9 protein-coding genes are annotated in these 15,341 nt (G+C 66.9%); 3 read left to right on the forward strand and 6 right to left on the reverse strand.

Annotation, left to right across the window (positions count from 1 at the left end; genetic code table 11):
* Nucleotides 1-29: 29 nt before the first annotated feature.
* The 6 genes from typA to WG208_RS15530 form a co-directional block, all read right to left on the reverse strand.
* Nucleotides 30-1,871: a translational GTPase TypA gene (gene typA / locus WG208_RS15505; RefSeq protein ID WP_337172282.1), complete on the reverse strand. Its 1,842-nt coding sequence runs from the start codon at nt 1,869-1,871 to the stop codon at nt 30-32.
* Between the two features lie 540 nt (nt 1,872-2,411).
* Complete coding sequence (gene pdxA, locus WG208_RS15510) at nt 2,412-3,356, reverse strand: 4-hydroxythreonine-4-phosphate dehydrogenase PdxA (RefSeq protein ID WP_337172283.1); 945 nt, start codon at nt 3,354-3,356, stop codon at nt 2,412-2,414.
* Nucleotides 3,357-3,368: 12 nt separating this feature from the next.
* On the reverse strand, nt 3,369-4,760 hold the full coding sequence (locus WG208_RS15515; protein ID WP_337172284.1) for a peptidylprolyl isomerase: 1,392 nt from the start codon (nt 4,758-4,760) through the stop codon (nt 3,369-3,371).
* A 39-nt stretch (nt 4,761-4,799) separates the two neighbouring features.
* A complete protein-coding gene (locus WG208_RS15520; protein ID WP_337172285.1) occupies nt 4,800-6,206 on the reverse strand; it encodes a peptidylprolyl isomerase in 1,407 nt (468 codons plus the stop codon).
* Nucleotides 6,207-6,284: 78 nt separating this feature from the next.
* A complete protein-coding gene (gene mfd / locus WG208_RS15525) occupies nt 6,285-9,596 on the reverse strand; it encodes a transcription-repair coupling factor (RefSeq protein ID WP_337172286.1) in 3,312 nt (1,103 codons plus the stop codon).
* 57 nt (nt 9,597-9,653) lie between these two features.
* Complete coding sequence (locus tag WG208_RS15530) at nt 9,654-11,612, reverse strand: VWA domain-containing protein (RefSeq protein WP_337172287.1); 1,959 nt, start codon at nt 11,610-11,612, stop codon at nt 9,654-9,656.
* 255 nt (nt 11,613-11,867) lie between these two features.
* Between WG208_RS15530 and WG208_RS15535 the strand changes: the two genes are divergently transcribed.
* The 3 genes from WG208_RS15535 to WG208_RS15545 are packed head-to-tail and all read left to right on the forward strand — an operon-like array spanning nt 11,868 to nt 15,272.
* Nucleotides 11,868-13,211: a sigma-54 dependent transcriptional regulator gene (locus tag WG208_RS15535; protein ID WP_337172288.1), complete on the forward strand. Its 1,344-nt coding sequence runs from the start codon at nt 11,868-11,870 to the stop codon at nt 13,209-13,211.
* A 7-nt stretch (nt 13,212-13,218) separates the two neighbouring features.
* On the forward strand, nt 13,219-14,682 hold the full coding sequence (locus tag WG208_RS15540; protein WP_337172289.1) for a HAMP domain-containing sensor histidine kinase: 1,464 nt from the start codon (nt 13,219-13,221) through the stop codon (nt 14,680-14,682).
* Entirely contained in the window at nt 14,679-15,272 is a 594-nt protein-coding gene (locus tag WG208_RS15545; protein ID WP_337172290.1) for a hypothetical protein, read from the forward strand. Before WG208_RS15540 ends, WG208_RS15545 begins: the two co-directional genes overlap by 4 nt.
* Nucleotides 15,273-15,341: the final 69 nt, after the last annotated feature.

The following is a 15,341-nucleotide window of genomic DNA, read 5'->3' on the forward strand; positions in this document are numbered from 1 at the left end:
CGACGTGGCGGCCGCCGTGGCGAACCTGATTACGCCGACGCGCGGTCGCGGTCGCGCTTCACTTCGCGGCTCACCCGCTTGCGGTCGCTGGCGGCCAGCATACGCTTGCGCAGCCGAATACTCTGTGGTGTGACTTCGATCAGCTCATCATCCTCGATGTATTCCAGCGCACTTTCCAGCGTGAGCTGCCGGGGCGGTTCGAGCACGATGGCTTCGTCCGCGCCCTTGGAGCGCATGTTCGTGAGCTTCTTTTCCTTCGTGGGATTCACGTCCATGTCGCCCGGACGCGAGTTCTCCCCCACCAGCATGCCCTCGTACACGGCATCACCGGGGCTGACGAACAGCGTGGAACGATCCTGCAGATTGAACAGTGCGAACGCGATGATCGTGCCCGCTTCCATCGACACCAGCACACCGCGCGAGCGGCCGCTGAGCGCCCCCGCCCACGGCCCGTACTCCAGGAACCGGTGGTGCATGATGCCCGTGCCACGGGTATCGGTGAGGAATTCACTGCGAAAGCCGAACAGACCGCGCGCCGGAATGCGATACAGCAGGCGCACGAGCCCCTGCCCCGGGTTCTTCATCTCGATCATCTCGGCCTTGCGGGGACCGAGCTTCTCGATGACGACGCCCATGTAGTCTTCCGGCACGTCGATGGACAGTTCTTCGAACGGTTCGAGCTTCCGGCCCTGCTCGTCCACGCGCGTGATGACCCGCGGCCGCGAGACCTGGAACTCGAAGCCTTCGCGACGCATGGTCTCCATGAGAATGGACAGGTGCAGTTCACCACGTCCCGACACACTCCAGGCATCGGTGGTGTCACTGTCCTCGACCTTCAGCGCCACGTTCCGCTCGAGCTCCTTGTAGAGGCGCTCGCGGATCTGCCGTGACGTCACGAACTTCCCCTCGCGACCGGCGAACGGCGAGTTGTTGACCACGAAGTCCACGCTGATGGTGGGCTCTTCCACGCTGATGCCCGCCAGGGCTTCCGGTGTGGCCGGATCGGTCAGCGTGTTGCCGATGTCGACATCTTCGAAGCCGGCCAGCTGCACGATCTCACCGGCCGAGGCCGACGCGATCTCCACGCGGTCGAGGCCTTCGTAGCCGTACAGCTTGGTCACGCGGCCACGAACCGGCGCCTTGGTGGTGTCGGTGGTCACGAGCGTGATGGCATCGCCCATGTTCACCGTGCCCCGTTCGATACGCCCGATGGCCAGACGTCCCAGATACGCCGAATAGTCGATCGTCGAGACGAGCATCTGGAACGGGCCGGCCGCATCGTCCGGCGGCGGCGGCACCGTCTTCACGATGGTCTCGAACAGCGGATCGAAGTCCACGGCCGGCACATCCATGTCGAGTGTGGAAATGCCCTGCTTGGCGCTGCAGTACACCACCGGCGACTCGAGCTGCTCCTCACTGGCCTCGAGTTCGATGAACAGCGACAGCACCTCGTCGTGCACCCGCAGGGGATCGGCGCCCGGCCGATCGATCTTGTTGATCACGATGATCGGCGTGCGGCCCAGTTCGAGCGCCTTGCGCAGCACGAAGCGGGTCTGCGGCATCGGCCCGTCGAACGCGTCGACGACCAGCAGCACACCGTCCACCATGCGCAGGATACGCTCCACCTCACCGCCGAAATCGGCGTGTCCGGGCGTGTCCACGATGTTGATCTTCGTGTCCTTCCACCGGATGGAGGTGTTCTTGGCGAGAATCGTGATGCCCCGCTCCCTTTCGAGCGGATTCGAATCCATCACGCGTTCTTCGACGACCTGGTTTTCCCGGAAGGCTCCGGCCTGCCGGAGCATCTTGTCGACGAGGGTCGTCTTCCCGTGGTCGACGTGCGCGATGATGGCGACGTTGCGAATTTCCATAGCCCTTGAAGATAGCAAGCTCCTGGACAGGGATTCAACTGGGTGGATTCCCCCGATTCCACTACAATCCCATCACAGTCCCATCACATTGGCATCACGATCCGCGCGATTCACCCCTTGCCGCGCCCTTTCCCGGCCGCCGGCGCGGTTCAGCTTGCCCTCCGGCGAAATACGTCGTACCCTCCCTGAACACCCTTGCTGGAGGGACCGATGCACGACGAGCAGCACGGCAGCAGTGCCAGCGACCCCCGGAAGCCACAGAGCGCAGAATCCGCGCGCATGGCGTCGGGATACCCGCTGGGACGAGGCTACGGCCACGACTACATGCGTGGCGGCGAAGTGTTCGGAGGCTACGGCTACAGCGCTCGACCGGAGTACGAGCAGACCCGTGGCGAACGCCCACCGGAGAGCTCGTAACACACGGGTTCCCCATTTCCACCTTCCGCGATGGAATCGGCGGGCTGGCGCAACATGCGTCAGCCCGCTCTGCGTTCAGCCCGGTATGCGGCCCGCTATGCAGCCCGGCGTTCAGCCCGGCGTTCAGCCCGGCGCGGTCGGGGGCACGGCCTGATGCTCCGCCCGGGCCCGACGCCGGCCCACCAGCTCCACCGCCATCATCATTGCCCGCACCAGGCTCTCGGCGCTCGCCACGCCCCGGCCGGCGATATCCAGCGCGGTGCCATGATCCGGCGACGTGCGCACGAACGGCAGCCCCAGGGTCACGTTCACCGCGCTGCCGAAGCTCGCCACCTTGATGGCCGTCATGCCCACATCGTGATACGGCGCGATCACCGCATCGAATTCCCCCCGCAGTGCCCGCACGAAGACCGTATCGGCCGGAAACGGTCCCGACAGCCCGCATTCCCGGGCGACAGGCGTCAGCAGGACGTCATCTTCCTGCCCGAATCGGCCATGATCACCGGCGTGCGGGTTGAGGGCGCAGAGGGCGATCCGGGGCTCGGCGATACCAAAGTCGTCGCGCAGGCCGGCCAGAGTGGTCACGGCAGCCTGCCGGATGACATCCGCCGTCAGCGCCGCCGGGACCTCCCGCAACGCGATGTGGGTGGTGGCCAGCACCACCCGGAGCCGGTCGGAGGCCAGCATCATCGTGGTCGGCACGCCGGCCAGGGCGGCCAGCATCTCGGTATGGCCGGGGTAGTCGTATCCGCCCGCTTGGAGCGCCGCCTTGTCGAGTGGAGCGGTGACGATCCCGTCGAGCTGTCCCTCGAGTGCCAAGCGGGCCGCGCGCTCCACCGCCTGCCCGGCGAATCGTCCGCCGGTCGCCTCGTCGGCGGCGTGTCCGGAAGGCCGCCAGGGGCCGAGATCGACCGAGACGGGCACGCCGGCTTCTGACGGCCCGATCACCTGCCAGAAGGCGCCCAGGGCGCCCACGCGGGGGTCCCTGAGCGCCTTGCTCACGATCTCCGGCCCGATCCCCCGCGGATCACCGAGGGTGATGCCCAGCCGTGCCGGGGTTGCCGTCACCTCAGGCGTCCCTCAGGGCGCGCCCTGCTGGTCGGGGTGGTACCGGATGGACACATACGTCTGTGCCTTCAGGGAGTCGATCAGACGGCGCATCTTCTTTTCGCCGGCCAGATGCTCCCGGATACGCGTGCGCGCCTCCGCAGGCGTCATCTCGCCGCCTTCATCGAGCAACGTCACCTGCGCGATGATGAACTTGTTGGCACCCGCGGCCGGATCGGGGATGGCGAACGGACCGATGATGTCGTTCAGCTTCGCGCCTTCGAGGGCGTTGCGATACGCCTCGGGCAGCTCGCTGCGCGGATACTCGGGGATGTTCTTCTCCTCCCCGCCGGCTTCGTCGTGGAACCGCACGCTGAGGGAGTCGTAGCTGCCGCCCTTCCGCCAGGCGTTGGCCACCGAATCGGCCAGGACACGCGTGCGCGCTTCGTCGGCGGAATCGACGGACGGACGGATGAGGATGTGGCGGGCCTTCACTTCGGCCGGCTGCACCCGGTCCACACGGATGATGTGGTACCCGAAGCCCGTCTCCACCACGGGACTGATCACGCCCGGGTTGAGCGCGAACATCATGCGATCGAACTCGGGCACCATGCGCCCGCGGCGATTCCAGCCGAGATCTCCGCCGAGTTCACGCGTACCGTCCATCGACTCGCGCTTGGCGATGTTCTCGAAATCCTCGGGGTGCTTGTCCAGCTCCGCGCGCAACGAATCGATCTTGGCGCGGGCCTTCTTCTTGGCCGCTTCGGTGGGCTTCGTGGCCACCACGATCTGCCGCATGCCCACGCGGGCTTCCTTGCGCGGCAACTGACTCTTGGCTTCTTCGTACGCCTCGTTGATCTCGGCTTCGGTCACGTTCACGGCCGTCACCTTGCCGTCGCGCTGGAGCTTCTGCATGACGTCCTGCTGCAGCTTGTTCCGGCGGGCCGCATCCATCTGCATCTTGCGCCACTCTTCGATGGTGCCGAAGCCGTTCTCCTTGAGCGCCTGCCGGAATTCGGACTCGGTGGCGAAGTTGGCGCGCGCCTGCTTCTCACGGGCATCGACCTGCGACTGCAGATCGTTGTCGTTGATTTCCACCTTCTCGGCTTTGGCCTTCTGCACGAGCAGCTCGGCTTCGATGAGCTGCTGGAGCGCATCCGTTTCGAGACGGGCGAGATCGCGCGCGTTTTCGACCTTCGCGCCCTGTGCGCGTGCGGAATTGACCGAGGCCATCATCTCGGACACGAGAATGACCTGGTCTCCCACGACGGCGGCGATGCCGTCGACGGGGATGCCCCGCACCGTGTCGTGCGCGGCCGCCTTGGCGGCCTTGGCCGCCGTGGTGTCCTGCGCGTGGGAAAGCGACACCGGCGCCGCGACAATCGCGACGCCGGTCAACAGCGAGTACAACGAGGATCGGTTCATGCCGTAGTGGTACCCGATCAGGGAATCGAGGTTCAGGGATTACTTCCGGGTGGTGTCCGGCGGGGTCGCGCCCGTCGGCGCCGCCTGCGCCTTCACCGAGTCGGCCGACGCACGGAGCGTCTTGGCCTGTTCGATGGCCTTGTCGAGTCCGGCTTCGTTGATCGAGAACGAGTACTTCTGCTGCAGGGCGTGGGCCATCGGGTAGGGGATCTCCACGAACGGCACTTCGTTCTTCACCAGCTTGCTGAAGAACGAATCCACATGGGCGGCAGCGATCTGCGGCTTGCCGGCCTTCGCATTGGCGCTGTCCACCAGCTTCGTCGGGTCGACGTCCAGGCCCGCCCAGACACGCGGGACGTCGCTCTTGAAGTTCATGAAGATCACCTGGAGCTCACCCGTGTCGGCCTGGGCCTTGGCGCTGTCGGCCTGCTGGAGCACGAGCTCGTTGCGCACGATCTGCTTCACGAACTTGTCGACGAGGGTGTCGGGCGCGGCCACGAGCTGCGGACGGATCTGGGCCTGGGCCGGATAGGCCATCACCCACTGCGCGAAACGCGCCGCGGTGAGGCTGCCGCCCTTATAGGTGGCGAGCGCCGAGTTGTCCTTGATGTAGCCGAGGGGGTTCTTGGCGATGGCCTTGGCCTTCACCGGCGCGCTGCCCTCGACCTTCACGTTGCGCGAGGTCTCGAGCTTGGCCAGGTAGGTGCTCTCGGCGATGGCCACGTTCCGCTGCTTGGCGATGGGCGCGAACTTGTCGGCCACGTCGCTGAACGGCGAGCGGTAGATGACATGGAAGCCGAACGACGTCTGGCAGACTTCCTTCGAGATCTCACCGGGCTTGATGGCCACGACGCACTTCTCGAATTCGGGCACCATCATGCCCCGGCCGAACAGGCCCAGATCACCACCCCGCTCCTTGGCGCCCGGCTCGTCGCTCTTGGCGGCCAGCGCCGCGAAGTTCGCCGGCGTCGCTTCCGCCAGGATGCTCTCGGCCTTCTTCTTGGCCGCGCCGATCTGCTCGGGCGTGGAATTCGGGTCGATCTTCACCAGGATGTGGCGCGCTGCGAAGGCTTCGCCGTTGGCATATCGCTGTTCGTCCGAACCCGGCGACAGCGAATCCCACCCCTTCGAGACGTTCTCGTAGAACTTCTTGACGCGGATGTTGTCGATCTGCGACCACAGCGCGTCCTGCATCACCTTGGCGTCGCTGAGCGAGTCGTTGCTGGCCGCCGCGAGGCCGGCGAGCTGATAGTTGACCCACAGCTCCGCGATGTTGCGCGCCACATCCTTTTCGAGGGGCGCACCGGAATGGGCAATCACCTCTGCGAGCCGCGTCGCCGAGAGCTCTTGGTCGCCGGCCTTGGCGGCTACGTCGGGGTTGGACGCGGCGCCACAGGCGACGGCAAACGCGACGAGCGCAAGGACGGACAAACGGGACGATTTCATCAGGCGAACTCCGACCACGGAGAAGTTGGGTGAAGTTGAGACCCCGGCGACCGCAGGACGGTTGCCTTCAAAGCCAGATCAGGGCACCAGTGCCCGGAGGGCCCGGTTCAGCCCTTCGAGCATCTCGGCTCCGCCTAGGCGGGTCAACTTGAGCGCAAGCGGTTGTGTCCGTCGGACTTCCACCTGGAACTGGACTTCATGGAAGGCCGCCGACAGCCCCTTGAGCCGCGGAACAGCGTCAGCCCTGAAAGTAATACGCGCCTCGGAGGCTCGCACAAGCACCCCGTCCACGGCCAGTACCGCCCCGAGCACCCGCAGCATGGCACTGCCGAAGAGCGCATCGGCCGCCGGCGGGAGCGCCCCGAACCGGTCGCGGACCTCCCGTTTGAGGCTTTCGATGGCCCCCACGTCCCGCATGGCCGTCAGTCGACGGTACACGTCCAGCTTGGCCTCTTGCGAGGTGATGTAGTCGTCGGGGAGGTAGGCCGGGAAATCGAGGCTGACATCGGCCGGAATCCACGGCTTCTGACCGCCGCCGTCGGACAGCAGGCGCACCGTCTCGTCGAGCAGCCGCAGATAGAGATCAAAACCCACCGCGTGCACGAACCCCGATTGTTCGGGCCCCAGCAGATTGCCGGCCCCACGCATCTCGAGATCCTTGAGGGCGACCCGGTACCCGGCGCCCAGCTCCGTGTGGTGTTCCAGCACGGCCAGGCGGCGCTCCGCGTCCTCGTCCACCCGGTCGGGCACAAGCAGGAAACAATAGGCCCGGCGATGCGACCGCCCCACGCGCCCCCGCAGCTGATACAGCTGCGCCAGTCCGAGGTGATCGGCCCGGTTCACGAACATCGTGTTGGCGTTGGGCACGTCGAGCCCGCTCTCCACGATCAGCGTGGACACCAGGATGTCCACATGCCCCTCCACGAACTGGCGCATCACCTTCTCCAGTTCGCGCTCCTTCATCTGCCCATGGCCCACCGCCACGCTGGCCCGCGGCACGATGCGGCGCAGATGATCGGCAATGGCTTCGATGGTCTCGATGCGGTTGTGCACGAAGAACACCTGTCCGCCGCGATCGAGTTCGCGGGAGATGGCTTCCTCGATGAGCGCGTCGTCGAACGGCTCCACGAACGTGAGCACCGGCGACCGATCGCGCGGCGGGGTCTGCATGAGCGTGAGATCGCGCAGCCCGGCCAGCGACTGATGCAGCGTGCGCGGAATGGGCGTGGCGGTCAGCGTCAGCACATCGGTACTGAGCTTGAGCTGCTTGAGACGCTCCTTGTGTTTCACGCCGAAGCGGTGTTCCTCGTCCACGATGATGAGTCCGAGGTCGGCGAAGGCCACGTCGGGGCTCAACAGGCGATGGGTGCCGATGACGATGTCGATCTGTTTCTTCTTGAGCTTTTCCACCACCGCCGCCTGCTGACTGGCGGTCTGGAAGCGGCTCATGACCTCCACCGTCACCGGGAAATCGGCCAGGCGGTCGCCGAAGCTGCGGGCATGCTGTTCGGCCAGGATGGTGGTGGGCACCAGCACCGCCACCTGCCGTCCCCCCTGCACCGCCTTGAAGGCGGCGCGGATGGCGATCTCGGTCTTGCCGTAGCCCACGTCGCCCACGAGCAGCCGGTCCATGGGGCGCTCGCCTTCGAGATCGCGCTTCACATCCTCGGTCGCTTTGCGCTGATCGGGCGTGTCCTCGAATAGAAAACTGCTCTCGAGCTGCCGTTGCCAGGCGCCGTCGGGGCCGTAGGGCGGTCGCGTGGTGACTTTGCGACGCGCATACAGCTCCAGCAGTTCCTGCGTCATCTCGAGGATGGCCATGCGCGTCTTCTCGCGCTGCGCCTTCCACTGCTTGCCGCCGAGTTTGTGCAGGCGCGGCGCCGGCGCGTCGTCATTGACGTCGTGCGCGCTGCGATAGCGTTCGATCTGATCGATGCGATAGAGCGGCACGTTGAGCCGGTCGCCGCCTTCGTACTCGATCACCACCGACTCGATGGTGCTCTCGCGCACGAACACCTTTTCGATGCCCCGATAGATGCCGATGCCGTGCTCGAGATGCACGACATAATCGCCGGGCTTGAGCGCGCCGAGCGTATCGAGCGACGCACCGGTGCTGTAGCGGCGCGCACGGCGCAGACGACGATCACGACGGAAGATCTCGTGGTCGGTGAGTACCCGCACCACGTTCGGCACCACGAAGCCGCCGCCCAGCACGCCGATGGCCAGCGAAGCCGCGACGGGACCGTCTTCCCCCAGCAGTTCTTCGAGACGCTCGGCCTGACCGGCGTTGTCGCACAGAATGACCGTATGCAGACCATCCCGCTGCAGACGGCGCAGCACGCGCAGATCGCGCGAGATCGTCTCCGGATGACGCACCGGGAAGGTGATGTCGGGTTCCGGACCGACCGGCTGCAGATCGGCGGCGTTGGTGCTGGCGGCCTTTTGCGGTGGCGGATTGATGCGCAGCGTGCCGAACCGCGCGAGCGTGCTCGCCATCTCCGGCGGTGGCACGAACAGCCGGTCGCGGTGGGTGTACTCGTCGCCGCGACGCAGAGCCAGTTCGATGTGATGCGCGGCCTCGTCCCAGGTGCGCACCAATTCGGGGAGCACACTGCTGCCCGCGGGCATCACCACCAGCGAATCGGAAGGCCAGAGCGCCGGCAGCGACACCCGTTCGTCACTTTCCGTCTGCCCTTCCACGCGGCCGTCCACCGGCAGGATGAGCGCGAGGTCGGCATCCCGCGTGGAACGCTGCGTGTTGAGATCGAAATGCCGGAGTTCGATGATGTCGTCGCCCCAGAACTCGAGGCGTACCGGCTCGGCCATGCCGAACGAGTAGATGTCGAAGATGCCGCCACGCACGGAGAACTGCGCCACGTCCTCCACCATCGGGACCCGTTCGAACCCGATGGACTCGAGATGCTGCGCGAGTTCTTCGGGACGACGCACATCACCCTTGCGCAGTTCGAGTCGCGCGCCGCTCAGCGCCTTCGGCAGCGCGGTGCGTTCGAGCACGGCGCGGGACGTGGTGAGCAGGATGCGTACGGCGCTGCGTCCCAGCTTCTCCAGCGTCTCGACCCGTTCGCCCGCCACCTCGGCATGCGGCTCGACCTCGCCGAACCCTTCCCGCGGCGGGTAGAGCGCCACCGGTACGTCGTCGAGCAGCGCCTGCAGATCGGCCAGCCAGCGTTCGGCGTCGCCGAGTTGGTCGGTGATGACGACCACCAGCCGGTGCGGCAGTGCGCGGGCGAGGCCGGCCACGAGCACCGCATCGGACGAACCCGCCAGTCCACCAAGACGCAGCGAGGCCCCTGCTCCCGGCAACCCCTTCAGCAAACGATCGAACGCCGGCAACCCGGCGATCGCATCAACCAACCGCGGTAGTCCCATCACCCACTCATCGAGAAGTCCGGATCAGCGACCGGCGGCACCGACCGCACAGACCGACTAGCGCCCGCTGATCCACGCTTCGGCAATCAATGCGAGCAGCGCCAGCGCCACCAGCGGCAGCAACAACGCCTGCCCTTCTGCCAGCGAGAAGACGGTCCGCTGCCAGGCCCCGACGGTCGTCTCTGCACGGAGATCCTTGCCCCGTGCCAGTGAGGCCAGCAGGGTGCCTCCCGACACAGGCGCGGTGCCGACGGGCGACAGCTCCGATTCGGCCGGCTCCCCGTTCACCACCAGCGCTCCCACCCGCGCGGCCTGCCGGCGGAGGAAATACACCCCCGCCTGCCCCGGCACCGTCACACGATCGCCGGACGTGGGAATCAGGGTCCCGTCCTGTCGTTCGAGGGCGGTCACATCGCGCAGTCCAGTCACGGTGGCGCCCGGTGCCGCGGTGATGAGACGGCCGTCGTCGCCGAGCCGCCGGGCGAGCGCCTCCAGCAGCCACGGCACGAAGGCGGCCTTGAGCGGCAGATCGGTGGCATCGGGATCGAGCGGCGAGCCGATGAGCACATAGCCGTCGCCGGCCACGACCCAGGGCGTGCCGCCGGCGGTGGCGACGGTGTCGGGAGCCGTGGGGGCCGCCGACGCCGCGGTCTGGGGCGCTGCGCCGGGAGCGGGGGCGACCGATGCGGCTGCAGACCCCGGCGAATAGACCAGGGGGAAACGCCAGCGCACGGGCGTGCCGTCGAAGGCCAGCGCCGTGGGGCTGGTGGAATCGGCGGTGGCCCTGGTCGCGCCACGTGCCGGGACCCGCGCCACGACCGAACCGCGTGCCAGAGCGCCGAAGCGCCAGGGGATGCCGAGCCGCACGAGTTGCCGGTTGGCCGCTCCCACCTGCAAGGGATCGGCGGGCGCCGTGAGTAACACCGGCTTGCGGGTACCGTCGGCGTCGGCGCCGGCCACGTTGACGACACGCGGGTCACCGTCGGCGCCGCGGGCCAGTCGTCCTTCGTCAACCAGAGTGCCCAACGCGGCGGACAGGAAGGGCCCACCCTGCGTGCGCACGGACACGGCGGGCGGCGGCGCCACGCGCACGGCGAACCAGCGCGTATCGTCCGCACGGAGATCGTCGGCGTCGAGTTCCACACTGCCCCGCACCCACCCATTGGCGGTGCTGGCCAGACGCTGCGTCACACGGGCCGGCGCCTGCGCCGTGGCGGCCGGGGTGGTGCCCCGGGCGACGGTGCGGCCATCCAGCGTCAGTCGCCAGGCGGCCGAATCGGGCGACACGATGGCCAGCGACACATCACCTCCCGGCGTCCAGCGGATCGGCGACGGCTCGGCCGACACGATCGACCGGTTGTGCGCGCTGGTCACGCCGTGGTGCAGCAGGACGAGGGGGACATTGGCCACGTCGACGACGGAGTCCGTGCGGAACGACGACGGCTGTCCATCGCTCACCATGGCCACGACCGGCGTGCGTGGCGCCCCGCTGCGCGCCAGCCCCACCGCACGCTGCGTCGCGAGGGCGAGGTCTCCCCGTCCTCCGAGCGGCGTGAGGGTGGCCAGCGCTTCCTGCAGGGTATTGGGCGTGCCGCCGATGACCCGTCCATCAGCCGTCACGATCCATGCCCGGTCGTTGCTGGCCAGTTGCCCCAGCACCGCGCCGGCATCGGCCCGCAGGGAATCGAACAGCATGCGTCCGTCGTGCACGACACCCGTACTCATCGAGTTGTCCAGCACCACGGCGAGTGCCATGGGAGCATGACCCACCCCGAACAGCCGTGCGATCGGGCGCGCCGCGGCCAGGGCCAGGGCCAGCACGGCCAGAATGCGCAGCAGCAGCAGCAGCCGGTTGCGCAGCTTGAGATCCCGGCTGTGCTCCTGCTCCATGCGCATGAGATAGCGCACCGCCGGAAAGTCGACGGTGCGCCCGATGCGGCGGCGCAGGAGGTGCACCAGCAGCGGCACCCCCGCCAGAGCGGCGAGAGCAAGAAAGGCGGGAGCGAGAAAGGCCATCAGCGGGAACAAAGGGTATCCGCCAATAGTGCCTACGGGGCGCGGCGGCGGGCAAGGCGAGACCGTGGCAGCTGCGCGCCCTGCCGACCGGGCAGGCCGCGAAAGAAACCCGCGGTCCCGAACGATCGGGCCAACATCACCGCGAACGTGCCTCCTGTCACCGAATCGCGGCCTCGATCACGGCGATTGACGGTATCAACCCTGTGGTAAGGAGTATCGATCGAGTAGCCGCATTCCGCCATAGCCGTCGTACTCATGTATGTTCTGGTCGTCGATGACGAGCCCGCGTTGCGCGAGGTGCTGTCCCAGCGCCTGACGGGCTGGGGATATCGGGTCGCCACCGCCGCTGATGCGCGGGAGGCTGAAGCGCTGCTCGAGCATGCGGAGCCCGATCTCGTGCTCAGTGACGTGGTCCTGCCCGGACTGTCGGGGCTGGATCTGCTGCGCCGGTTCAAGGCGCGCAACAACGCCCTGCCGGTGGTGCTCATCACCGCGCACGGCAATGTCGATGCCGCCGTGGAAGCCATGAAAGCAGGTGCCACCGATTTCCTCACCAAACCGATCGACCCCGCCACGCTGCGGGCGGTCCTCGAATCCGTGAGCGCCGATCATCGTGAACGTGAAGCGGCTCACTCACTGGACACGATGCTGCAGGAGCCCACGCTCGGAGGGCTGCTCGGCGGCAGCCGGGGCATGCGTGACGTACGCGCGCAACTGGCCCTCGTGGCTTCGAGTGACGCGGCGGTGCTCATCACCGGCGAGAGCGGCACGGGCAAGGAAGTGGCCGCCCGCACCATTCACGAACTCGGTGTCCGCGCGAGCCAACCGTTCGTGGCGGTCAACGCCGCCGCCATTCCCGAAGGACTCATGGAGTCCGAGATCTTCGGCCATGAACGCGGGGCGTTCACCGGGGCCGTGAGCACCCGCGCGGGTTGTTTCGAACTCGCGAACCTGGGTACCCTGCTGCTCGACGAGCTGGCCGAGATGCCCATCGCACTGCAACCCAAATTGCTGCGCATTCTCGAAGATGGACGGGTCCGTCGACTGGGCGCCTCACGCGAAACGACATTCGATGTCCGCGTCATCGCTGCCACGAACCGCGATCCGATGCTCGCCGTGCAGGACGGTCAGCTCCGCTCCGATCTCATGTACCGGCTCAACGTGTTCAGCATCACGTTGCCGCCGCTCCGAGACCGGATCGAGGACATTCCCCTGCTGGCCCGGCATTTCATCCATCTCTTCAATGGGAAACACGCCGCCCAGGTGAGCGCCATCCGCGACATGGCGATGGATCGTCTGCAACAGTGGCACTGGCCGGGCAATGTGCGGGAGCTGCGCAATGTGATCGAGCGGTCGGTGGTCATTGCCCGGCAGGGCTGGATCGACCTCTCCCATCTGCCGCCCTACATCACCTCGGCCCGATCGACTGGCCGGACGCTCGAATTGCCGGCCCACACCACGCTGGCCGAAGCCGAACGCCTGCTGATCCGCACCACACTCGAACGCACGGGCAACAACAAGGCGGAAGCCGCCCGTCAGTTGGGACTGGATGTCAAGACCGTCCGGAACAAACTGCGCAGCTGGTCCCGCGAGGAGTGACCCCATCATGACCGTCGCACGTCGACTCTGGGTGGTCCTGGGGTGCAACGCGCTGCTGCTGGGCGCGGTGGAGTTGTACCATCTGCGTGCGCTGCATCGTGTGGTCCGGACCACCGAGCAACTCACCGATGTCTCGGCGCGTGTCGTGTTGTCGCAGGCGCGTCAGAGCGAGCGTGTCGCCTCGCTGGATGAAACGCTGGCCAAGTACGTCATCACGCGGGATCGGGGGTATCTGGACAAATCCACGACGTTGCGCATCGAGTTCGCCGAAGAACTCGCGCGCATGCACACGTTGCCCATGCACGCCGACGAACGTCGCGCACTCGCCGACGTGGAGCGTGCATGGACCCACGTGGACGAGACCGCGGCCCGGTATGAAAGAGGCACGCCGCGGGCGACGATGAACGGCAGCCCGGGTGCCCTGCGCGCGGCGTTCGATACGTTGCGTGTGGCGATCGATGCCCTGGGAGATGCCTCGCAGGCCACGATGCGGGGTGGCCTTGCCGCCACCATGGTGGAGGTCGACACGATGGAACAGGTGTCCTGGATCGTGGCCGGTGCGGCGCTGCTCTTCGCGCTGATCTCGGGGTTGCTGCTGCGACGATCGATCACCAAGCCGCTCCGGGCGCTCAGTACCGGCACCCGGTCCGTGGCCCGCGGTCAGTTCGATCATCGGCTGCAGACGACGTGGAGTGACGAGTTCCGCCAGGTGGCCACGGCGTTCAATGCCATGACGGCACGGCTGGGGGAACTGGACCGCATGAAGCAGGAGTTCGTGACCAATGTGTCGCATGATCTCAAATCACCACTGGCCTCCCTGCGCGAGACCAATTCGCTCCTGCTCGACGAAGTGCCCGGTCCATTGCGGGAGTCGCAGCGCCGCGTCCTGCTGCTGCAGCGGGAGAGCGCCGACCGACTCGGCGTGATGATCGTCAAGCTGCTCGAGCTGTCCCGGATGGAAGCAGGTCTTTCGCTGCGCTTCGAGCCCATCGGCGTACGGTCGTTCCTGCACAATGCGGTCAGGCACGCGCAGGTCTCCGGACGGGAGCGGGGCGTGCAGGTCCGCCTGGCCGACGATATCGCCGAAGCACTGGAAGTCCGGGCCGATGCCGATCGTCTCCGGCAACTGATCGACAATCTGCTGGAGAATGCCGTGAAATTCTCGCCCCGGGGAGAAACCGTGGACGTGGATGCGACCATCGAGCGCGATCGTCTGCTGCTCTCGGTGGCCGACCGGGGCCCCGGTGTCGATCGCGACGACGCGGAACGCATCTTCGAGCGCTTCCATCAGACCTCGGTCGGACGCGCGGTGAGCGGCCGGGGCGCGGGCCTCGGCCTCACCATCTGCCGCGAAGTCGTTCAGGCACATCGCGGACGCATTGCCGTGGTACCACGTGAAGGCGGTGGCAGCGTCTTCATGGTGGAACTCCCGGGTGCCCGGCTTCCGGCGACACGGGAGGCGGCCGCATGAGATTCATTGCTCCTGCCGCGCGCTGGACGATCGTCGTCGTACTGTGCGGTGCGATCGCCGCCTGTGCCCACAGCGCGTTCGAACGACAATTGCGGGCCGGCCGCTGGGAGGAGGCCGCGACGATATTCCGCAACGATTCGCTGTTGCTGCGGGATGTCGGGGCCATTCGTCGCGTGGCCCGTATTCATGCGATGCCGGACAGCAGTACCTGGGATCCCCAGCGCGCGCTCGAACTGCTGCGCGCATCGCGCACGTATTTTCAAACACGCACGGTGCCCGAGGGCGACGTGCGGTTGGAGCGTCTTCTGCAACTCATCGTGAGTGAACGCCGCACCCATGAGGCAGAGCACCTCCGTCTCCGGGATTCACTCGACGATCAGCGCATGGAGATGGAGCGGCTGCAGCGCGACAGCGAACAGCTGCGCACCGTGAGCGCGACAAACGAAGCGGAACGGGTGCTGCTGCAGCGTCTGGTGACACGCCTGGAGTCCGACCTTCGCGACCGGGAGAATCAACTGGGCACGTTGCGTTCGGAGCTCGAGCGCCTCAAAGCCATCGATCTTTCCCGTCCCGCGAGACCGCCGGAATAGCGGACACGAAAGACGTGGCGCCAATTCCCATCGAGCGGAAACGACGCCACGTTCGACTCGTGGCCACCT

The sequence above is a fragment of the Gemmatimonas aurantiaca genome (genome assembly GCF_037190085.1).
Classification (GTDB): Bacteria; Gemmatimonadota; Gemmatimonadetes; order Gemmatimonadales; family Gemmatimonadaceae; genus Gemmatimonas; species Gemmatimonas aurantiaca_A.

Excerpts from the sequence above, each read along its gene's own strand:
- WG208_RS15530 (WP_337172287.1), bottom strand. The coding sequence starts at position 11,612 with ATGGCCTTTCTCGCTCCCGCCTTTCTTGCTCTCGCCGCTCTGGCGGGG.
- WG208_RS15535 (WP_337172288.1), top strand. The coding sequence starts at position 11,868 with ATGTATGTTCTGGTCGTCGATGACGAGCCCGCGTTGCGCGAGGTGCTG.
- mfd (WP_337172286.1), bottom strand. The coding sequence starts at position 9,596 with ATGGGACTACCGCGGTTGGTTGATGCGATCGCCGGGTTGCCGGCGTTC.
- WG208_RS15545 (WP_337172290.1), top strand. The coding sequence starts at position 14,679 with ATGAGATTCATTGCTCCTGCCGCGCGCTGGACGATCGTCGTCGTACTG.
- WG208_RS15515 (WP_337172284.1), bottom strand. The coding sequence starts at position 4,760 with ATGAACCGATCCTCGTTGTACTCGCTGTTGACCGGCGTCGCGATTGTC.
- typA (WP_337172282.1), bottom strand. The coding sequence starts at position 1,871 with ATGGAAATTCGCAACGTCGCCATCATCGCGCACGTCGACCACGGGAAG.
- WG208_RS15520 (WP_337172285.1), bottom strand. The coding sequence starts at position 6,206 with ATGAAATCGTCCCGTTTGTCCGTCCTTGCGCTCGTCGCGTTTGCCGTC.
- WG208_RS15540 (WP_337172289.1), top strand. The coding sequence starts at position 13,219 with ATGACCGTCGCACGTCGACTCTGGGTGGTCCTGGGGTGCAACGCGCTG.